This window comes from Streptomyces sp. NPDC107522, assembly GCF_055657525.1.
The window spans coordinates 243,495-264,513 of the sequence record NZ_JBVKAU010000008.1 but is presented as its reverse complement, the minus strand read 5'-3'; the positions used below and the strand labels follow the sequence as shown (position 1 = coordinate 264,513).

Genomic DNA, 21,019 nt, shown 5'->3' with positions numbered 1-21,019 from the left:
CGTCCGGAGTCCGAGATCGCGGGGTAACGGGTTCCGCCGCCCGGGCGGGTGGTGTGTCCGGATTCGGACCGCGACTCGCACCACCCGCCGTAGCGATGTGATCTCCGGTTAACGGCCCTCAAACGGGCCAGGGTTGGCTGAAAATCGACCCTTGGGTGCCGCTCTTACACGGGGTCGTAGGTCCGCTCGACCTTCTGCGTGCCGCTGCGCGTGCGGTACGAACGCGTCCACTTCGCGGTCGCGTCCTGCTTCGTCTTGTCGGACAGGACGTAGTAGTCCATCTGCGCGCGCTCGGCCGTGATGTCGAGGACGCCGTAGCCGTGGCGGTCGGTGTCGACCCAGTGGACATGCCGGTTGGCGGCCTTGATGATCGGCGCGGCGATCGCGGAGACCGTGCCTTCGGGGACCTTGACGATGTCGTCGAGGTTGTCCGACGTGACCGAGGTGACGACGAACTCTGTGGCGGCGGAGGCCGACAGCGGATACGTACCGGCGTCCACCGGCACGTCGTTGGCCCACGCCATGTGGATGTCGCCGGTCAGGAACACGGTGTTGCGGATCGCGTTCGAGCGCAGGTGGGCGAGCAGTTCGCGGCGGTCGTCCGTGTAGCCGTCCCACTGGTCGGGGTTGAGGGCGAGGCCCTCCTGCGGCAGGCCCAGCAGCTTGGCGAGCGGCTTGAGCAGGTCCGCGGTGAGGGAGCCGATCGCGAACGGCGAGATCATCACCGAGTTGCCGACCAGCCGCCAGGTGGTGTCGGAGGACTTCAGCCCCGCCTTCAGCCAGTCCAGTTGGGCCCGGCCGGTGAGCGTGCGGTCCGGGTCGTCGACCTCGCCGTTGCCGACGGAGACCTGCTGTGAGCGGAAGGACCGCAGGTCGAGCAGGGAGAGGTCGGCGAGCTTGCCGAAGCGCAGCCGGCGGTAGGTCGTGCCCGCGATCGCCGGGCGCACCGGCATCCACTCGAAGTAGGCCTGCTTGGCGGCGGCCTGGCGCGCGGCCCAGGTGCCCTCGGCGCCCTCGGTGTGGTTCTCGGCGCCGCCCGACCAGGTGTCGTTGGCGATCTCGTGGTCGTCCCAGATCGCGATGACGGGCGCCTTCGCGTGCAGGGCCTGCAGATCCGGGTCCGTCTTGTACTTGCCGTGCCGGAGGCGGTAGTCGGCGAGCGTGAGGGTCTCGTGGACGGGCGCGGTCTGGCGTACGACGGTGCCGCGCGTGCCGTACTGGCCGGTGCCGTACTCGTAGATGTAGTCGCCGAGGTGGAGCCAGGCGTCCAGGTCGCCGCGGGCCGCGAGATGGCGGTACGAGGCGAAGTAGCCGGCCTCCCAGCTGGCGCAGGAGACCACGCCGAAGCGGAGGTTGGACACCGACGCGCTCACCGCCGGCGCGGTGCGGGTGCGCGCCACCGGGGAGTCCGTGCCGCCCGCCGAGAAGCGGAACCAGTAGTCGGTGGCCGGCTCCAGGCCGCGTATGTCTGCCTTGACGGTGTGGTCGGAGGCGGCGGTCGCGGTGGTCGAGCCCTTGGCGACGATCGTCGTCAGCGCCTTGTCCCGGGCGACCACCCAGCTGACCTCGGTGTCCGGGCCGAGCCCGGAACCGGGGGTCGCCTCGGGCGTGGGCGTCACCCGGGTCCACAGCAGGACGCCGTCGGGCAACGGGTCACCTGACGCGACGCCGTGCAGGAAGGCGGGGGCCGCTTCGGCGGCGCCCGCGGGCAGGCCGGCGGCGAGCGGTCCGGCCAGGACAGCCGTCGCCGCCGCGGCCTTGACGACCGTACGGCGGCGAGGGGTGAGGGAGTTGAGCTGTTCGGATGCTCTGTATCGACTGGTCACAGCCGATCAGGTTACTGATCGGTATGAACAAAGGCGGGCGAACCCGTGAAAGTTCGCCCGCCTTTCATGCGAAGCTCGGCTGCTCAGCCGGCGTCAGCCCTTGAGGGCCGCGTCCACCGCCTTGGTGAACTCCTCGGCCGTCCACGGCTGGTTGGGGCCGGAGGTCTTCAGCTGCTTGCCGTCGATGACGAAACTGGGAGTCCCCGTCACGCCGTCCTTGTTGGTGTCGAAGGCCTTCGACATGGCCAGCGCCCAGGCGTCGTACGTGCCCTTCTTCACCGCGTTCTCGAACTTGGCGTTGTTCTTCAGGGCGGGGACGGTGTCCGCGATCTCGATCAGGTAGTCGTCGTCCTTGAACTTGTCGTCCGACTCCTCGGGGTGGTACTTCGCCGAGTAGAGCGCGGTCTTGTACTCGAGGAACGCCTCCGGGCTGACGTTCAGCGCGGCGCCCAGGGCGCTCATCGCGTTCTTGGAGCCCTCGGCGTTGGCGCCGATCTTGCCGTCCTTCAGCTGGTCGCCGTCGAGGAACGTGCCACCGATGAACTGGACCTTGTACTTGCCGGCCTCGATGTCCTTGTCGACGACCGAACCGGCGGCCTGCTCGAACGAGGCGCAGACGGGGCAGCGCGGGTCCTCGTAGATCTTGAGGGTCTTCTTGGCGCTGTCCTTGCCGATGACGACGGTCGTGCCGTTCGTGCCCGTGGTGTTGGCGGGGGCGACGACCTTCTCGTCCTTCACCGCCTCCCAGTGGCTGGGCTTGTTGGCCTGGACGACGGCGTAGCCGATGCCGCCCGCCGCCGCCAGGACGCCGACGACCGAGCAGGCGACGATGATCTGCCGCCTGACCTTCGCCCGCTTGGCCTCGCGCTCGCGTTCGGCGCGCAGCCGCTCCCGGGCCGCCGACTTCGCCGCCTGGCTGTTCCGCTTGCTCATGCTGGTGATCTCCATGGGGACGCGCACACGTCGTGTGCGGGATACGTAGGGGTGGGCTGTGGTGCTCGGATGCCGTTCACACGCAGGTGAAGGCGGGCGAGCACGGCGGTCCACGCCGTCCCAGGGAGTGCACGAGCAGGCGGCTGCGGATGCCGGCCGTACGGCCGGTGGGGCGGGGCAGGCGACGGACCGGCGCGGTCCGGCGCACCGTCACCGCGGCGACCGCCAGCAGCAGCGGGCGGAACGTGGTCGCCGTCACCGCCCGCAACAGCTGGGCCAGGGCCCGCTCGCCGCGCCGCAGCCAGGCGGCGGCGAGCAGGCCGACGCCGATGTGCGCGCCCAGCAGGAGCCACGGCGTCACCGGGTCGGCCTGGGCGAGCACGGTGGCCAGGCGGTGCGGGTCGGCACCGGTCACCCCGGCCAGGGGAGTGCCCACGGCGGTGTTGTCACCGCAGAGGACATCGAAGCCGACGGAGCGCAACGAGCCCGCGACCGGGCCGCCCGCCGGGCCGTAACAGACGTGCTGGCCGGTGGTGAGGATCGTGTCGGCTGCCAGTTCCAGCGGGATCAGCAGCGCGGCGATCCGCCCGAAGGTCCGCTCGCGGCCGGCCAGGGCGTACGCGAGGGCGAACACGGCGGCCGTGAGCAGGGCCACCGTGTTCAGCGGCAGTGGCGCGCGGGACAGCAGCACGTGCGACGCGGTGCTGAGCGTCACGACGAGTGACGTGAACAGCGCCGCGCGTACGGCTCGTAGCTGGGTCCCGGATATGTCCATAGCGGAGGAGAGTGTGTCACGTAGTCCTGTAAGAGACCCTTAAAGGGTGCCTGTGAGTGGCCGGAGAGCGCCGGTGAGCGACCTTTCCGTCACAGACCCGGAATGCGGCCGTTGCGGAACAGGTCCACGAAGATCTGGTGGTCGGCACGCGCGCGTGCCCCGTAGCCGTGCGCGAAGTCGACCAGGAGCTCCGCGAAGCCCTCCTCGTCGGCCGCGATCGCCGCGTCGATGGCCCGCTCGGTGGAGAACGGCACCAGGGACTCCCCGGAGGTGTCGTCCGCCGCCGCGTGCATCGTGGCCGTGGCCCGGCCGAGGTCGGCGACGACCGCCGCGATCTCCTCCGGGTCGTCGATGTCGCCCCAGTCCAGGTCCACGGCGTACGGCGAGACCTCGGCGACCAGCTGCCCCGCGCCGTCCAGCTCGGTCCAGCCCAGCCACGGGTCGGCGTTCGCCTGCAGGGCGCGCTGGGAGATCACCGTGCGGTGGCCCTCGTGCTGGAAGTAGTCGCGCAGCGCCTGGTCCGTGATGTGCCGGGAGACGGCCGGAGTCTGGGCCTGCTTGATGTAGATCACGACGTCGTTCTCCAGGGCGTCCGTGTGGCCCTCAAGGAGGATGTTGTACGACGGCAGTCCGGCCGACCCGATGCCGATGCCGCGGCGGCCGACCACGTCCTTCACCCGGTACGAGTCCGGGCGGGCCAGCGACGCGTCCGGAAGTGTCTCCAGGTAGCCGTCGAAGGCCGCGAGCACCTTGTAGCGCGTGGCAGCGTCCAGCTCGATGGAGCCGCCGCCCGGGGCGAAGCGGCGCTCGAAGTCGCGGATCTCGGTCATCGAGTCCAGCAGCCCGAAGCGGGTCAGCGCGCGGGCGTCCCGCAGCGCGTCCAGGAGCGGGCCCTGGGCGGTGTCCAGGGTGAAGGGCGGCACCTCGTCGCTCTTGGCGCCGGTCGCCAGGGCGTGCACGCGCTCGCGGTACGCGCCCGCGTAGATCCGCACCAGCTCGCTGATCTGCTCGTCGCCGAGCGCCTTGGCGTACCCGATGAGGGCGACCGAGGCCGCGAAGCGCTTGAGGTCCCAGGTGAAGGGGCCGACGTACGCCTCGTCGAAGTCGTTGACGTTGAAGATCAGCCGGCCGTTGGCGTCCATGTACGTGCCGAAGTTCTCCGCGTGCAGGTCGCCGTGGATCCACACGCGCGAGGTGCGCTCGTCGAGGTACGGGCCGCCCCGCTTCTCGGCGTCGAGGTCGTGGTAGAAGAGGCACGCCGTGCCGCGGTAGAACGCGAAGGCCGAGGCCGCCATCTTCCGGAACTTCACGCGGAACGCGGCCGGGTCGGCGGCCAGGAGCTCGCCGAAGGCGGTGTCGAAGACGGCGAGGATCTCGTCGCCGCGCTGCTCGTCGTTGAGCTGGGGGACCGACATCGCTGGGTGCCTCCTGGTGCAGGTGGTGCATGACGTGTGGGGCGGATGCTCCCCTTACGGCAACGTGCGAGGGTCCGTGGGAGTGCCCGCGTTCTTCGGATGAAGGTACGCGGGGAAGCGGCCCGAGTGTCAGTGCCGAGGCATAGACTTCGACGCTGTCCCCCAGACTGTCCGCAGCCCGTCGGGATCCTTTCTGGATCTTGTCGACGTATGTTTGCCTTGGAGGCCCGAACCGTGTCAAAGCCGCCGTTCACGCACCTGCACGTCCACACCCAGTACTCGCTGCTGGACGGTGCCGCGCGGCTGAAGGACATGTTCAACGCGTGCAACGAGATGGGCATGACGCACATCGCCATGTCCGACCACGGCAACCTCCACGGGGCGTACGACTTCTTCCACTCCGCGCAGAAGGCCGGAATCACCCCGATCATCGGGATCGAGGCGTATGTCGCCCCCGAGTCCCGGCGCAACAAGCGCAAGATCCAGTGGGGCCAGCCGCACCAGAAGCGGGACGACGTCTCCGGTTCCGGTGGTTACACCCACAAGACGATGTGGGCCGTGAACAAGACGGGCCTGCACAACCTCTTCCGCCTCTCCTCGGACGCGTACGCCGAGGGCTGGCTGCAGAAGTGGCCCCGTATGGACAAGGAGACCATCTCCCAGTGGTCCGAGGGGATCGTCGCCTCCACCGGCTGCCCCTCCGGCGAGGTCCAGACCCGGCTGCGGCTGGGACAGTTCGACGAGGCCCTGAAGGCGGCCGCCGACTACCAGGACATCTTCGGCAAGGACCGCTACTTCATGGAGCTGATGGACCACGGCATCGACATCGAGCACCGGGTCCGCGACGGCCTCCTGGAGATCGGCAAGAAACTCGGCATTCCCCCGCTGGTCACGAACGACTCGCACTACACGTACGCGCACGAGGCGACCGCCCACGACGCCCTGCTGTGCATCCAGACCGGCAAGAACCTCTCCGACCCGGACCGCTTCAAGTTCGACGGCACCGGCTACTACCTGAAGTCCACGGACGAGATGTACGCCATCGACTCCTCGGACGCCTGGCAGGAGGGCTGCGCCAACACGCTCCTCGTCGCCGAGATGGTCGACACCACCGGCATGTTCGAGAAGCGCGACCTCATGCCCAAGTTCGACATCCCCGAGGGCTACACCGAGGTCACCTGGTTCAAGGAGGAGGTCCGCCGCGGCATGGAGCGCCGCTTCCCGGGCGGCATCCCCGAGGACCGTCAGAAGCAGGCCGAGTACGAGATGGACACCATCATCTCGATGGGCTTCCCCGGCTACTTCCTCGTCGTCGCCGACTTCATCATGTGGGCCAAGAAGCAGGGCATCGCGGTCGGCCCAGGCCGAGGCTCCGCGGCCGGCTCGATCGTCGCCTACGCCCTCGGCATCACCGACCTCGACCCGATCCCGCACGGCCTGATCTTCGAGCGGTTCCTCAACCCCGAGCGCATCTCGATGCCCGATGTCGACATCGACTTCGACGAGCGCCGGCGCGTCGAGGTGATCCGGTACGTGACCGAGAAGTACGGCGCCGACAAGGTCGCCATGATCGGCACCTACGGCACCATCAAGGCCAAGAACGCGATCAAGGACTCCGCGCGCGTGCTGGGTTACCCGTACGCGATGGGTGACCGCATCACCAAGGCCATGCCCGCCGACGTCCTCGGCAAGGGCATCCCGCTGTCCGGCATCACCGACCCCAACCACCCCCGGTACTCGGAGGCGGGCGAGGTCAGGTCGATGTACGAGAACGAACCGGACGTGAAGAAGGTCATCGACACCGCCAAGGGCGTCGAGGGCCTGGTCCGGCAGATGGGTGTGCACGCCGCCGGCGTGATCATGTCCAGTGAGACCATCACCGAGCACGTGCCCGTCTGGGTCAGGCACACCGACGGCGTGACCATCACGCAGTGGGACTACCCGAGCTGCGAGTCGCTCGGCCTGCTGAAGATGGACTTCCTCGGCCTGCGCAACCTGACGATCATGGACGACGCCGTCAAGATGGTGAAGTCCAACAAGGGGATCGACATCGATCTCCTCAGCCTCCCGCTGGACGACCCCACGACCTTCGAACTGCTCCAGCGCGGCGACACCCTCGGCGTCTTCCAGTTCGACGGCGGCCCCATGCGCTCGCTGCTGCGTCTGATGAAGCCGGACAACTTCGAAGACATCTCCGCCGTGTCGGCCCTGTACCGCCCGGGCCCGATGGGCATGAACTCCCACACCAACTACGCCCTTCGCAAGAACGGCCAGCAGGAGATCACGCCGATCCACAAGGAGCTCGAAGAGCCCCTCAAGGAAGTCCTGGACGTCACCTACGGCCTGATCGTCTATCAGGAGCAGGTGCAGAAGGCCGCCCAGATCATCGCGGGCTACTCGCTCGGCGAGGCCGACATCCTCCGCCGGGTCATGGGCAAGAAGAAGCCGGAGGAACTGGAGAAGAACTTCGTCATCTTCCAGGCCGGCGCCCGCAAGAACGGCTACAGCGACGAAGCCATCCAGGCCCTGTGGGACGTGCTGGTGCCCTTCGCCGGCTACGCCTTCAACAAGGCACACTCGGCCGCGTACGGACTGGTCTCGTACTGGACGGCCTACCTGAAGGCCAACCACCCCGCCGAGTACATGGCCGCGCTCCTGACCTCCGTCAAGGACGACAAGGACAAGTCGGCCGTCTACCTCAACGAGTGCCGCCGCATGGGCATCAAGGTGCTCCCGCCGAACGTCAACGAGTCGGTGCACAACTTCGCCGCCCAGGGCGACGACGTGATCCTCTTCGGCCTCGAAGCTGTCCGCAACGTCGGTACGAACGTGGTCGAGTCGATCATCAAGGCCCGCAAGGCCAAGGGCAAGTACGCCTCCTTCCCCGACTACCTCGACAAGATCGACGCGGCCGCCTGCAACAAGCGCACCACCGAGTCGCTGATCAAGGCGGGCGCCTTCGACAGCCTGGGGCACACCCGCAAGGGCCTCACCGCGCACTTCGAGCCGATGATCGACAACGTGGTCGCGGTCAAGCGCAAGGAGGCCGAGGGCCAGTTCGACCTCTTCGGCGGCATGGGCGAGGAGGAGAGCAACGAGCCCGGCTTCGGACTCGACGTGCAGTTCACGGACGAGGAGTGGGACAAGACCTATCTCCTCGCCCAGGAGCGGGAGATGCTCGGTCTGTACGTCTCCGACCACCCGCTCTTCGGCCTGGAGCACGTGCTGTCCGACAAGGCCGACGCGGGCATCGCCCAGCTCACCGGAGGTGAGCACGCGGACGGCGCGGTCGTCACCATCGGCGGCATCATCTCCGGCCTGCAGCGCAAGATGACCAAGCAGGGCAACGCCTGGGCGATCGCCACCGTCGAGGACCTCGCCGGTTCCATCGAGTGCATGTTCTTCCCGGCGACGTACCAGCTCGTGTCGACCCAACTCGTCGAGGACGCCGTCGTGTTCGTCAAGGGCCGCCTCGACAAGCGCGAGGACGTGCCGCGCCTGGTCGCGATGGAGCTCCAGGTCCCCGACCTGTCCAACGCCGGCACCAACGCGCCCGTGATCCTCACCATCCCGGCCACCAGGGTCACCCCGCCGATGGTCAGCCGCCTCGGCGAGATCCTCAGCCACCACAAGGGCGAGAGCGAGGTCCGTATCAAGCTCCAGGGCCCGACCAAGACCACGGTGCTGCGCCTCGACCGGCACCGGGTGAAGCCTGACCCGGCGCTGTTCGGCGACCTGAAGGTGCTGCTAGGGCCGTCCTGCCTGGCGGGCTGAGCGGCAGGGCGGCCGTCGAGATGATCGCGAGAGGGGCGCGTCCCGCACGGGACGCGCCCCTCTTCATGTGCCTGGGTCTCAACAACCCGTTATGCAGATGTCAGTTGTGACCGAAGCGCTTCTGCCGGCCCTTGCGGGCCATGTCGCCCGGGGTCACGGGCGTGATGCGCTGCTCGGCCTGCGTCTCCATCGAGGACGGCTGGGCCTGCTGCTGACCACGCTCGGGCTGCGGCTGCTTTCGGTCCTGCTTCTTGTTCTTGGCCATGGTGATCTGCCTCCTGTGGGGGATCTAGGGGCCAGGGCCGCGACCAGATTCACATAGGCTGATAAAGAACGCATTTCGGATAATTACCCTGTGTAACAGCGGTTGTCGGGGCGTGAGGCACGGCGCCTCGTGGCGGCGATGCCCCGAAACGCCACGCCGAAGATCGAGTTCGCCCCGTTAACCCCCGCGCGGTCGGGCAGACTCGAAGGAAGCCCGAAGCAAACCTCCCAGGAAGAGGGTGAGTCGCGTGGACCGCTGCATCGTCCTGGTGGACGCCGGGTATCTGCTGGGGGCCGCCGCGAGCCTCCTCGCCGGCGAGCCCTCCCGGTCCCGGATCACCGTCGACCACACCGCCCTCATTCAAGGGCTGCGCGAACGCGCCGAGTCCGACACGCAGCAGCCCCTGCTGCGCATCTACTGGTTCGACGGCGCCCCCGACCGCGTCCCCCAGCCCGAGCACCGCAGGCTGCGCGTGATGCCCCGGGTCACCGTCCGGCTGGGCGCCCTGACCCGCAGCGACGGCCGCTGGGCCCAGAAGGGCGTGGACGCCGCGATGCACGCCGAGCTCACCGAACTGGCTCGCAACCGCGCCTGCTCCGACGTGGTGCTGGTGACCGGGGACGGCGATCTGCTGCCGGGCATGATGGCCGCCAAGGAGCACGGCGTCGCCGTACACCTGTGGGCCGTGCAGGCCGCCGACGGCGACTACAACCAGTCCGAGGACCTGGTCGCCGAGGCCGACGAGCGGCGCGTCCTCGACCGTACGTGGATCACCAAGGCCGTACGCGCCAAGGAGCTCACCGGAGTCTGCGCGCCCCCGCCCGCGCCCCGCCCCGAGATCGCCGCGATCCTCTCCGCGCCGCTGCCCGACTCGGCGCTCGCCGCCCCGGCCGAGCGGTCCGCCGACGAGGGCCGGCACGCCCCGGCGGTCGCCGCCTCGGAGAACGGCACGCAGGAGCGGGTGCCGGCGCCCAAGGGCGTGCCCACGCCGAAGGACCTGGCCGCCCTGCGCGCGCCCGGCGTGCAGCAGGCCCAGCCCCCGGCGAGCGCGACACTGCGCTGGTCCTCCGACAAGGGCTGGGTCGACCGGCCCGGCGTCGCCGCCGAGTCGCCCGAGGCCGCCTCGATGCCGACGCTCGCGCAGCTGACGACGGCGGAGCAGCGGTGGGCCGACCGGGAGGAGGACATCACGACGGTCGGCGGCGATCCGTACGAGGTGGGGCAGGTGTTCGCGCGGCGGTGGATGGGGCGGCTGGGGGACCAGAGCCATCTGCAGCGGCTGTCCGGGATGTACCCGCGGATTCCGCACCGGATCGACGGGGAGCTGCTCAGGTACGCGGCTCGGTTCGGACTGCTCGCGCACAAGGACGACCAGATCGACGAGCATGATCGGTACGCGATCCGGGCCGGGTTCTGGCGGGAGATCGACGTGCGGACGGCGGCGGAGCACGCGCCTGCGGGTGAGTGAACAGGGTGGGATGCGGTGACTCCGGTACCACCGGACTTCGCCGTCGTGGTCGAGCGCCGTTGCGGCGGATTTACCCGACAGGGAGATTTGTGACCGCGAGCTGGCGATTTGTGCCGAGTGGCCGACCCGAGGGCGGAGCCGGGGTGCGGACCCCGTAGTCTCGTCCCTTGTGAGTACGCGCGCGGCACAGGCACTTCGGCACAGTGGTGATGTCGTGTGCGCCGTGCGCGGGCTGACCAAGACCTATCCGGCGGTGCGCGCGCGGCGCGGGGCGCCGGGGACGCCCGAGGTGCGGGCCACCGACGACGTACGGCTGGACATCCGGCGCGGTGAGATCTTCGGACTGCTCGGACCGAACGGCGCCGGCAAGACGACTCTCGTACGGCAGCTCACCGGGCTGATGCGCCCCGACCGCGGCAGCGTGGAGATCCTCGGGCACGACATCGTGCGGCACCCGGAGCGGGCCGCGCGCATCCTTGCCTACCTCGGGCAGGAGTCGACCGCTCTCGACGAGCTGACCGTGTCGCTCGCAGCCGAGACGACCGGGCGGCTGCGCGGCCTGGACGTGCGGCAGGCGCGGGCCGAGCGGGACGCCGTACTCGACGAGCTGGGGCTCACGCCGATCGCGGGGCGGCCGCTGAAGAAGCTGTCCGGCGGGCAGCGGCGGCTGGCCTGCTTCGCCGCCACGCTGGTGGGGGAGCGGCCACTGCTCGTGCTCGACGAGCCGACCACCGCGATGGACCCGGTGGCGCGGCGGGCCGTGTGGTCGGCCGTGGACCGGCGGCGGGCCGAGCTGGGGACGACCGTGCTGCTCGTCACCCACAACGTCATCGAGGCCGAGACCGTGCTCGACCGGGTCGCGGTGCTCGACCGGGGCCGCGTGATCGCCTGTGACACGCCGTCCGGGCTCAAGGAACGGGTCGCGGGCGAGGTCCGCGTCGAGCTGCTGTGGCGGGACCGGGCGCCCCTGGACGTACCCGAGGTCGCCGCGCTGCAGGACCGGGCCGTGGAGTCCGGGCGCCGCTGGACGCTGCGGCTCGCCCCCGAGGAGGCGCGCGCGGTCGTCGCCACCGTCACCGGCGGGGCCGCCTTCGCCGCGCTGGACGACTTCACGCTCGCCACGCCCAGCCTGGAGGACGTGTATCTGGCGCTGGGCGGGGCCGCACAGCAGGGGCTGGTGAAGGCTTGAGCACGCAGACTGTCGTTTCCGTATCCGTACGGAACAGGGCCACCGGTCGGAACAGGGCCACCTCCCCGGTGATCCCCCGTGTGAAAGGGAGCAGCGCCACGTGAGTGTCGTACCCGCCGAGGTTCTGCCGGGCAGCGCGCTGGCCGTCGACGAGACGGCCGCTCCGGCCGCGGCCGAGCTCGGGCCGCGTGCCCGGCTGTGGCCGTCGCTGTGCGCCGTGTACCGGGCACAGCTGTCCCGTGCGCGGGTCGCGCGGATCCCGCTGCTGTTCGTGGCGACCTTCCAGTCGATCGGGATCATGATCCTGATGCGCGGGGTCGTGGACGGCGGGGCCGAGGCGCAGGCCGTGGTGGCCGGGTCGGCGGTGCTCGTCGTGGCCTTCGTCGCGCTGAATCTGCTGGCCCAGTACTTCGGGCAGCTGCGGGCCAGCGGTGGTCTCGACCACTACGCCACGCTGCCGGTGCCGCCGGCCGCGGTGGTGCTGGGGGCGGCCGGGGCGTACGCCTCCTTCACCGTGCCGGGGACCGTGGTGACGGCCGTCTTCGGGTGCGTGCTGTTCGGGTTGCCGGTGGCGCATCTGTGGGTGCTGGCGGCGGTGATCCCGTTGGCGGGAGCGGCGCTGGCGGGGCTGGGGGCGGCCCTCGGGTTGCTCGCTCCTCGTCCCGAACTGGCCACGCTGCTCGGGCAGTTGGGGATGTCTGCCGCGCTGCTGCTGGGGGTGCTGCCGGCCGACCGGATGCCGGAGGTCGTGCGGTTCGCGCGGGATCTGCTGCCGTCGACGTACGGCGTGGAGGCCTTCGCGCGGACGTTCGGGCCGCATCCCGACTGGGCCTTCGTCCTCGGTGACCTCGCCGTGTGCGGGATGGTCGGGGTCGTCTCGCTGGCCGTCGCCACCTGGGCGTACCGTCGGGCGGCCGTCCGGTGACGCGCCGCACAGGTCGGCCTGGCACGATGGCAGGGTGACCGCTCCGCTGACTCCACCACCGCCGCCGCATGACCAGTCCCCGAACAATGCGTGGCAGCCGCCCGCTGCCGGGCACGCCGCTTCCGCGCCGCGTGACGCCGGGTACGGCGCTCCGTCCGGTTCCTCCGGCTCCCAGAGTCCCCAGGGTCCTGCGGGTGCTCACGGCGGGTACGGCATGTACGGCGTTCATGCCTCGTACGGACAGGACGGTCCCGGAATGAAGACCGAAGTGCGGGAGGCCGCCGTGGTCGCGGTGGTCGTGGCGCTGTCCGGTGCGCTGCTCGGGGTGCTGTGGTGGTGGCTGGCGCCCAGTGTGCCGCTGGTCGGGGACGTCGTCGACAAGAACTGGGTCGTCTACTTCAAGGACACCGAGGGCGAGCAGGCGGTCGGGGTGGACGGAACGTTCACTCTGCTTGCGCTCGCGTTCGGGCTGGTGAGTGCGGTTGCCGTGTTTCTCATACGGCGGCGTGGGGGCGTGCCGTTGGTGGTGGCGCTGGCTGTCGGGGGGTTCCTCGGGTCGTTGCTGGCCTGGCGGGTGGGGGTGTGGCTCGGGCCGACCGAGGATGTGATCGCCCATGCGAAGGATGTGGGGAAGGGGGTTGCCTTCTCCGCGCCGTTGAAGCTGGGGGCGAAGGGGGTGTGGCTGGTGTGGCCGCTGGCTGCGCTGGTGGTGCATCTGGGGCTGATGGCGTTGTTCGGGCCTCGGGACGGGGAGCCGTATCAGCAGCATGCGGAGGGGCATGCGCAGGGAGGGTCGTACGGGGCGCCGTCGGCGTGACGCCGGGTTTTTCGCCCCCGCCGCCCCTACCCGTCCCATCCTGAAGGGGCTCCGCCCCTTCGACCCCGCCAGGGGGCTCCGCCCCCTGGACCCCCGTCGGCCCCGAAAGGGCCTCGTCCTCAAACGCCGGACGGGCTGGAGTGCCTGGTCCGGTGTTGCGAGGTGGAGCCCCCCTGGAGGGGTTGGTGGTTATGCCGGGCGGTGGCCGTGGTTCGAGCGGCCCTTCTTGGTGCGCCACTTGCGTTTGCGTGTTTTCTTCGACATGTCCTCCGTAAATAGCCGAGGACATCGTGGGCGTCGAGGGGTCACGCACGCCCGATGGGGGCCAGGGTCGCGTTCGTGAGCTTGGTCAGGGCTTCGGGGGAGAGTTCGACCTCCAGGCCGCGGCGGCCCGCCGAGACGCAGATCGTGGTGTGGGCGGAGGCCGATGCGTCCACGACCGTCGGGAGCTTCTTGCGCTGGCCCAACGGGGAGATGCCGCCCCGGACGTAGCCGGTGGTGCGTTCCGCCAGGGCCGGGTCGGCCATGGTCGCGCGTTTGCCGCCGACCGCCGACGCGAGCGCCTTGAGGTCCAGTTGGCCCGCCACCGGGACCACGGCCACGGTCAGGTTTCCGTCCACGTCCGCGACCAGCGTCTTGAAGACCCGGTCCGGGGAGACGCCCATCGCCTCTGCCGCTTCCTCGCCGTAGGAGGGGTGGGAGGGGTCGTGGTCGTAGGAGTGGATCGTGTACGAGACGCCGGCTGCGGTGAGTGCCACCGTCGCGGGCGTGCCGCCCGTCTGCTGCTGTTTCTTCGACTTCTTCGCCATGTGGCCGGTTCCCCAGAAGTGCGTCAGTTGAGACTCGTCGGGCCGCGCGTCAGGTCCGACGCCGGCAGCGACGGCAGGGTACGGATGATCGAGGTCTCGGTGCGAAGGAGTTTCAGTTCGTCGCGCAGGCGGGACGCCGTGTCGGGGGACTGAAGCAGGCGCTGCTTGGTCGAGGTGTCCAGCATCATCGCGGCCGCCACCAGGTAGGAGACGACCGAGGGCTGGTCCGGGAGGTCGGCCGCCGTCGACAGGGAGCGTTCGCGGGCGCCCGCCAGGCGCTTCTGGTACTGGCGGAAGGCCCGCAGGACCCCTTCCGCCAGCGCCCCCGCCTCGTCGCCCGGCTCCTCCGTGAGCTCCTCCAGTTCCGCGGTCAGGAACGGGCCCGACGCGTCCACCGAGAGCAGGCGTACGCGAGTCGTTCCCGTCGCCAGTACCTCGAAGGTGCCGTCGGCCCGCTCCCGGATCGTCGCCGCGTCCGCCACACAGCCCACCCCGTGGAACGCCTTGAGCGGGTCCGGGCCGAAGCCTGCCGCCGGGCCGCGCTCGGGGATGGACGTGGGGTCCGGCATGCCGGGGGCGCTCTGGGCCACCTCTTGGCCGTCGCGGATCGCCACGACGGCGAAGCGGCGCGGTTCCTCCTCGGGGGTTTTCAGGAGTTCGCGCATCATGGCGCGGTAGCGCTCCTCGAAGACGTTCAGCGGCAGCACGAGACCCGGGAACAGCACCGAGTTCAGGGGGAAGAGCGGAAGACGGACGGTCACGGCGCCAAAGCCTAGTGGTCGCCGGAGTGAACACGTCCGGCGTGCCCACTCCGTGGATGACCGGCCCCGGAGTGACCGGCCCCTGAATGCCCGGCCTGCGGATGACCGGCGCGTGCCTCCCGCGGAGCGGCGGCCGCCGCCCGCGCCCGGACCTCCTCGCGCACCTCCAGGAACCGGCCCAGCGGATCCTCCGAGAACCGGCCCCACGGGAAGGAGGTGGCGTACGGGCCGATCAGGCGCAGCTGCTCCAGGGCGTCCTCCCAGCGGCCCAGCCGTACCAGGACGTACGCCAGCTTGTTGCGCATCCCGGCCGGCCAGAGGTCGGCCGCGGGGAACCGCGCGGAGAGCGCGATGGCCCGGTCGGCCGCCGCGTCCAGTCGCTCCGGCGGTACGCCCGGACCGCAGCCGTCGGTCAGGTAGGCGAAGGCGGCCCGGGTCGGCAGCGCCTGCACGAGGGAGTCGGCCGGGGCGTCCTGGGCCGCCCGGTCGGCGAAGTCGAAGCACTCACGGTGCGAGCCGTGCCAGGACGTGGCCAGGTACCGCAGGGCGGCCACATGGCAGCCGTAGTGGAGCGGGGCGCGGCGCAGAGCCGCCTCCCACAGTTCCCCGAAGTAGGTGTGCCCGGCGCGGGAGCCGCGCGCGTGGTCCAGCGCGATCCGCCACGGCACCGGGTCGCGGTCGTCGGCGCGCGCGGCGGCCGTGATCAGCGGGCTCAGCCCGCGCAGCTGCTCGGCCCGGGCCGGTGACTGCCAGGCGCGGTCCACCGCGAGCTGGGCCTGGACCAGCAGCACGTCCGGATCGTGCGGGGCGGCCGCGCTCCAGGCCTGCAGCCACTCCGGCCGCGAGCGCGCGAAGGCGGCAAGGCGCAGCACATATCCGTCGCGGGACTCCCACCGAGCTCCGAGCCGGGTGGCGGCGAGCAGCTGGGCGGCCGGTTCGTACGCGCCCTGCCCGGCCGCGACCAGCGCGGGTCCGAGGTGGTCGTCGGGCGCGTCGAGGAGCACCTCGGCATCGGCGGGGAGCCCGACGGCGGGGTGTTCTACGTTCCTTGTCGTCCGGGACGCACGGCCGAACGGGAGCAGCAGAGCCATGGTGTCGACCATTGAAAGACCGCTGGTCCTACCCGCGCCAGAGGGAACGGATAACCCGTGGAAAGTTGTACGCGGATGGGTCAAGAAGCAGTAAAGGTCAACGGTTCAACAACTGTCCGACATTCGTATGTTCTCCTCAGGAACCCCACTGACCTCACAAAACTCAGCGATACCCGGTGAAGCTCAGCCGGGTCAGCTCCGTCGCAGCAGCCGCGTGGCCCCCGCCGCCACCGTCGTCGCCAGGACCCAGCCGAGCAGGATCATCGCCGCGGCCAGCCACTGGTAGCCGCCGCTCAGCTGCCAGAAGCCGACCTGGCCCAGGTCGATGACCGGCAGCAGCAGATCGAGGGCGAACAGGGCCGGGTTCCAGGTCGGATGCTCGCCGCCCTTGAGCGGGGGATGGTCGGCGTACGCGAAGGCCACCGAACTCGCCGCCCACAGCACCGCCATCCATACGGCGGCCCGGCCCGGCCGGTACCCGTAGGCGACCGTCCAGTCCTGCGCGTACCCCCACAGCTTGGCCGCGGGCGGCAGGGTCTCGCGGCGGCGGCGCTGCTTGGCGAGCAGCACCTCGCGCGCGTCCTCGTCCTCGCCGCCCGCCCGCAGGACGGAGGCCAGCAGCTCGTACGGCTCCGGGTTGTACTCGGCGGTCGCCGCGGCCACCCACTCCAGCCGCCGCTCCAGCGGGAACGGGCCGCGCGGCACGAGGTTCTCGTAGGTGAAGCCGCCCATGTGCAGCAGGCCCGGACCCGGCCAGGCGTCCGCCCGGTCCATCAGGTTGACGACCCGCGCCCCCGAGAGCACCACCCCGCCGCGCTCAGGGCGCTCGCCCAGGAAGCGCAGCTCGGGCGTCTGGATGCGGCGCAGCGACAGCTCCTGCTCATCGGTGAAGGTGAACCGGGCCCGCTCCAGGTCGACCGCGTCCCCGAACCGTCCGTCGTCCAGCCGCACCCCGCCCTGGCACGCGAACCGCTGGATGCGCGTCCCGCGCGCGGGAGTGCGGCCGCTCAGCAGCGGACTGCCGACGCCCGCCGGGGTCAGGTACAGGGTGCGCCCGACGGTCAGCTGGGGGGCGTTCAGCGCGAGCCGCGTGTACGGGTTGACCAGCCGCGCGCCCCGCAGGCTGAGCGACACGCCGATGTTCGCGCCGCGCAGGCTCAGCTCGCCGTGCGACTCCAGCATCTCGGCCTGGAGGTCCTGGCCGACGTTGATGCCGTCCGCGGCGATCGAGCGGCCGCTGCGGTCCCGGTAGACGATCGCCTGGTTGAGCAGCAGGTCCGTGCCGATCTGCGCGTCGGTGAGCCGTACCCCGTTGTGGAAGCGGCAGCGCGGCAGGTGCAGGTCACCCTCCGTGTGCACCCGGGCCGCCTCCAGACGCGGCACCGAGCAGCCCACCAGCCGCACGGTGGTGAAGTGGGCCTCCGGCAGCCGGATCTCCTGGTCGAAGCGGCAGCCGCGCATCTCGACGTACGGCACCACCGTGCCGCCCGCGAGGTCCATCGTGTCGCTGATCCGGACACCGACCAGCTTCAGCGACGACACCCGGCCCGCGAGAGCGGGCGGCCCGTCCAGCAGCAGCCAGCAGACGATCCGCGCGCGTACGGTCCGCTCCTCTCCCCAGGGATGCCCGCCGTGCGGATCGTCGACGGCCGTGTCGCCGCTGCTCAGGTCGTACACGGTGCCGTTGCGGAAGGCCTGCCACATGCCTATCTCGGCGGCGGTCAGACCGTCCGGCAGTTCCCCGTCCGGGGTGCCGGGCCCCTCGGTCACAGCTTTTCCTTCCTCCCCGTTCTCCTCGCGGGTCGTTTGTCCTCGTACAACCGTTCATGCCCGCTGAGTAACGCCCCGAACGCTAGACGTGAAGGGGATCTTCCGGGTTCCTGAGGACGCGCGTATCAGCCATTGGAATGCGCGGACGGCTCGCGACCCGGGTCTGAGAGAATTGAGCCCGTGATCTCCCGAATCGATCTGCGCGGCGACGCCCTTCCCGAGGGCCCCGCCCTGCGCGACCTGCTGCCCCGAGCCGACTTCGACGTTTCGGCCGCCCTGGAGAAGGTGCGTCCGATCTGCGAGGCCGTGCATCATCGGGGCGACGCGGCGCTGATCGACTTCGCCGAGAAGTTCGACGGTGTCAGGCTCGACCAGGTGCGGGTCCCGGCCGCGGCACTTGCGCGCGCGTTGGAGGAGCTCGACCCGGCCGTGCGCGCGGCCCTGGAGGAGTCCATCCGCCGCGCCCGTCTCGTCCACCGCGAGCAGCGCCGTACGACGCACACCACCCAGGTCGTGCCCGGCGGCTCGGTCACCGAGAAGTGGGTGCCGGTCGACCGGGTCGGGCTCTACGCGCCCGGAGGCCGGTCGGTGTACCCGTCCTCCGTGGTCATGAACGTCGTGCCCGCCCAGGAGGCCGGCGTCGAGTCGATCGCGCTCGCCTCCCCGGCCCAGGCCGAGTTCAACGGCCTGCCGCACCCGACGATCCTCGCCGCGTGCGCGCTGCTCGGCGTGGACGAGGTGTACGCGGCCGGCGGTGCGACGGCCGTCGCGATGTTCGCGTACGGCACCGAGTCCTGCCCGCCCGCCAACATGGTCACCGGCCCCGGCAACATCTGGGTCGCCGCCGCCAAGCGCTACTTCACCGGCAAGATCGGCATCGACGCCGAGGCGGGCCCGACCGAGATCGCGATCCTGGCCGACTCCACCGCCGACCCGGTGCATGTCGCCTCCGACCTGATCAGCCAGGCCGAGCACGACCCGCTCGCCGCCGCCGTCCTCGTCACCGACTCCGTCGAGCTGGCGGACGCCGTGGAGAAGGAGCTGGAGCCGCAGGTCGCGGCCACCAAGCACATCGACGACCGGATCGTCCCGGCCCTCAAGGGCAAGCAGTCCGCGATCGTCCTGGTCGACGGCGTCGACGAGGGCCTGCGGGTCGTCGACGCGTACGGCGCCGAGCACCTGGAGATCCAGACGGCCGACGCGGCCGCCGTGGCCGACCGGGTGCGCAACGCCGGCGCGATCTTCATCGGGCCCTGGGCGCCGGTCTCGCTCGGCGACTACGCCGCGGGCTCCAACCACGTGCTGCCGACCGGCGGCTGCGCCTGCCACTCCTCCGGGCTGTCCGTGCAGTCCTTCCTCCGCGGCATCCACATCGTCGACTACACGAAGGACGCGCTGGCCGAGGTCGCGCATCACGTGGTCACGCTGGCGGAGGCGGAGGACCTGCCGGCACACGGCGCGGCGATCAAGGCAAGGTTCGGTTGGAAGGTACCCGGAAGCAAGTGACTGGCATCGACGATCTCCCCGTACGGGACGAGCTGCGCGGCAAGTCCCCCTACGGCGCGCCCCAACTCGACGTCCCCGTACGGCTGAACACCAACGAGAACCCCTACCCGCTGCCCGAGCCGCTGGTCGAGCGGATCACCGAGCGCGTCCGCCAGGCGGCCCGGAACCTCAACCGCTACCCGGACCGGGACGCGGTCGAGCTGCGCACCCAGCTCGCCAAGTACCTGACGGACACGTCCGGTTACGAGGTGGGCCTGGGCAATGTGTGGGCGGCCAACGGCTCGAACGAGGTCATCCAGCAGCTGCTGCAGACCTTCGGCGGACCGGGCCGTACGGCCATCGGCTTCGAGCCGTCGTACTCGATGCACGGCCTCATCGCGCGCGGCACGGGCACCGGATGGATCTCCGGACCCCGCAACGACGACTTCACGATCGATCTCGCCGCCGCCGAGAAGGCGATCGCCGAGAACCGGCCGGACGTCGTCTTCATCACCACGCCCAACAACCCCACCGGCAACGCGGTCCCGCCAGCGACGGTCCTCGCGCTCTACGAGGCCGCGCAGGCGGCGAAGCCCTCGATGGTCGTGGTCGACGAGGCGTACATCGAGTTCAGCCACGGCGACTCGCTGCTGCCGCTGCTCGAAGGCCGGCCGAATCTCGTCGTCTCCCGGACGATGTCGAAGGCCTTCGGCGCCGCCGGCCTGCGGCTCGGCTATCTCGCCGCGCACCCGGCGGTGGTGGACGCCGTCCAGCTCGTACGGCTGCCGTACCACCTGTCGGCCGTCACCCAGGCGACCGCCCTGGCCGCCCTCGAACACACCGACACGCTGCTCAAGTACGTCGAGCAGCTGAAGTCGGAGCGGGACCGGCTGGTCACCGAACTCCTGGCGATCGGCTACGAGGTGACCGCCTCCGACGCCAACTTCGTGCAGTTCGGGCGGTTCGACGACGCGCACGCCGTCTGGCAGAAGATCCTCGACCGGGGCGTCCTGGTCCGGGACAACGGTGTGCCGGGCTGGCTGCGGGTCACCGCCGGAACCCCTGAAGAGAACGACGCGTTCCTCGACGCGGTACGTGAACTGAAGAAGGAGCAGAGCGCATGAACCGCGTAGGACGAGTGGAGCGGGTGACCAAGGAGACCTCGGTCCTCGTCGAGATAAACCTGGACGGCACGGGCCAGGTCGATGTGGCGACCGGCGTCGGCTTCTACGACCACATGCTCGACCAGCTCGGCCGGCACGGTCTGTTCGACCTGACCGTGAAGACCGAGGGCGACCTGCACATCGACTCCCACCACACCATCGAGGACACCGCCCTCGCGCTGGGCGCCGCCTTCAAGCAGGCCCTCGGCGACAAGGTGGGGATTTATCGATTCGGCAACTGCACGGTCCCCCTGGACGAGTCGCTGGCCCAGGTGACCGTCGACCTCAGCGGCCGCCCGTACCTCGTGCACACCGAGCCCGAGAACATGGCGCCGATGATCGGCGAGTACGACACCACGATGACCCGGCACATCCTGGAGTCCTTCGTCGCCCAGGCGCAGATCGCGCTGCACGTGCACGTGCCGTACGGGCGCAACGCGCACCACATCGTCGAGTGCCAGTTCAAGGCGCTGGCCCGGGCCCTGCGGTACGCGTCCGAGCGGGACCCGCGCGCGGCCGGCATCCTTCCCTCCACGAAGGGTGCGCTGTAAAG

Annotated in this window: 17 protein-coding genes; 8 read left to right on the top strand and 9 right to left on the bottom strand. The window is 70.4% G+C overall.

Going from position 1 to position 21,019, the window contains the following annotated elements:
- Positions 1–164 precede the first annotated feature (164 nt).
- The 4 genes from ACZ7L6_RS26400 to ACZ7L6_RS26385 form a co-directional block, all read right to left on the bottom strand.
- On the bottom strand, positions 165–1,826 hold the full coding sequence (locus tag ACZ7L6_RS26400; protein ID WP_471927940.1) for an alkaline phosphatase D family protein: 1,662 nt from the start codon (positions 1,824–1,826) through the stop codon (positions 165–167).
- 93 nt (positions 1,827–1,919) lie between these two features.
- A complete protein-coding gene (locus ACZ7L6_RS26395) occupies positions 1,920–2,759 on the bottom strand; it encodes a thioredoxin domain-containing protein (protein WP_471927938.1) in 840 nt (279 codons plus the stop codon).
- Positions 2,760–2,835: 76 nt separating this feature from the next.
- Positions 2,836–3,534, bottom strand: coding sequence for a hypothetical protein (locus tag ACZ7L6_RS26390; RefSeq protein WP_471927936.1), 699 nt, complete (start codon positions 3,532–3,534; stop codon positions 2,836–2,838).
- A gap of 89 nt (positions 3,535–3,623) precedes the next feature.
- On the bottom strand, positions 3,624–4,949 hold the full coding sequence (locus ACZ7L6_RS26385) for a DUF2252 domain-containing protein (protein ID WP_471927934.1): 1,326 nt from the start codon (positions 4,947–4,949) through the stop codon (positions 3,624–3,626).
- Between the two features lie 234 nt (positions 4,950–5,183).
- On the opposite strand from ACZ7L6_RS26385, the gene dnaE reads away from it, so the two are divergent.
- Positions 5,184–8,723, top strand: coding sequence for a DNA polymerase III subunit alpha (gene dnaE, locus ACZ7L6_RS26380; RefSeq protein WP_471927932.1), 3,540 nt, complete (start codon positions 5,184–5,186; stop codon positions 8,721–8,723).
- 100 nt (positions 8,724–8,823) lie between these two features.
- Here dnaE and ACZ7L6_RS26375 read toward each other — a convergent pair whose 3' ends face one another.
- The gene (locus tag ACZ7L6_RS26375) at positions 8,824–8,988 is read right to left on the bottom strand and encodes a hypothetical protein (RefSeq protein WP_471927930.1); all 165 of its coding nucleotides are present in this window, start codon (positions 8,986–8,988) and stop codon (positions 8,824–8,826) included.
- Between the two features lie 247 nt (positions 8,989–9,235).
- Between ACZ7L6_RS26375 and ACZ7L6_RS26370 the strand changes: the two genes are divergently transcribed.
- The 4 genes from ACZ7L6_RS26370 to ACZ7L6_RS26355 all read left to right on the top strand — a co-directional run bounded on the left by ACZ7L6_RS26370 (position 9,236) and on the right by ACZ7L6_RS26355 (position 13,387).
- Positions 9,236–10,456 carry an NYN domain-containing protein gene (locus ACZ7L6_RS26370; protein ID WP_471927928.1) on the top strand — a complete coding sequence of 407 codons (1,221 nt, stop codon included), beginning with the start codon at positions 9,236–9,238 and terminating at the stop codon, positions 10,454–10,456.
- 214 nt (positions 10,457–10,670) lie between these two features.
- Complete coding sequence (locus ACZ7L6_RS26365; RefSeq protein ID WP_471927926.1) at positions 10,671–11,645, top strand: ABC transporter ATP-binding protein; 975 nt, start codon at positions 10,671–10,673, stop codon at positions 11,643–11,645.
- A gap of 100 nt (positions 11,646–11,745) precedes the next feature.
- Positions 11,746–12,570, top strand: coding sequence for an ABC transporter permease (locus ACZ7L6_RS26360; protein ID WP_471927924.1), 825 nt, complete (start codon positions 11,746–11,748; stop codon positions 12,568–12,570).
- Positions 12,571–12,604: 34 nt separating this feature from the next.
- The gene (locus ACZ7L6_RS26355; protein ID WP_471927922.1) at positions 12,605–13,387 is read left to right on the top strand and encodes an AAA family ATPase; all 783 of its coding nucleotides are present in this window, start codon (positions 12,605–12,607) and stop codon (positions 13,385–13,387) included.
- 305 nt (positions 13,388–13,692) lie between these two features.
- Here ACZ7L6_RS26355 and ybaK read toward each other — a convergent pair whose 3' ends face one another.
- From ybaK to ACZ7L6_RS26335, 4 genes are all read right to left on the bottom strand, one after another.
- Positions 13,693–14,196, bottom strand: a complete 504-nt coding sequence (gene ybaK, locus ACZ7L6_RS26350; RefSeq protein WP_471927920.1) for a Cys-tRNA(Pro) deacylase — start codon at positions 14,194–14,196, stop codon at positions 13,693–13,695.
- A gap of 23 nt (positions 14,197–14,219) precedes the next feature.
- On the bottom strand, positions 14,220–14,957 hold the full coding sequence (locus ACZ7L6_RS26345) for an LON peptidase substrate-binding domain-containing protein (protein ID WP_471927918.1): 738 nt from the start codon (positions 14,955–14,957) through the stop codon (positions 14,220–14,222).
- Positions 14,958–14,968: 11 nt separating this feature from the next.
- Entirely contained in the window at positions 14,969–16,060 is a 1,092-nt protein-coding gene (locus ACZ7L6_RS26340; RefSeq protein WP_471927916.1) for a hypothetical protein, read from the bottom strand.
- A 180-nt stretch (positions 16,061–16,240) separates the two neighbouring features.
- A complete protein-coding gene (locus tag ACZ7L6_RS26335) occupies positions 16,241–17,818 on the bottom strand; it encodes an oxidoreductase (protein ID WP_471927914.1) in 1,578 nt (525 codons plus the stop codon).
- A gap of 180 nt (positions 17,819–17,998) precedes the next feature.
- Between ACZ7L6_RS26335 and hisD the strand changes: the two genes are divergently transcribed.
- The 3 genes from hisD to hisB are packed head-to-tail and all read left to right on the top strand — an operon-like array spanning position 17,999 to position 21,017.
- Positions 17,999–19,324: a histidinol dehydrogenase gene (gene hisD, locus ACZ7L6_RS26330; protein WP_471927912.1), complete on the top strand. Its 1,326-nt coding sequence runs from the start codon at positions 17,999–18,001 to the stop codon at positions 19,322–19,324.
- Complete coding sequence (locus ACZ7L6_RS26325) at positions 19,321–20,427, top strand: histidinol-phosphate transaminase (RefSeq protein WP_471927910.1); 1,107 nt, start codon at positions 19,321–19,323, stop codon at positions 20,425–20,427. Before hisD ends, ACZ7L6_RS26325 begins: the two co-directional genes overlap by 4 nt.
- A complete protein-coding gene (gene hisB / locus ACZ7L6_RS26320) occupies positions 20,424–21,017 on the top strand; it encodes an imidazoleglycerol-phosphate dehydratase HisB (RefSeq protein ID WP_363158125.1) in 594 nt (197 codons plus the stop codon). The genes ACZ7L6_RS26325 and hisB overlap by 4 nt, the downstream gene beginning before the upstream one ends.
- Positions 21,018–21,019 lie beyond the last annotated feature (2 nt).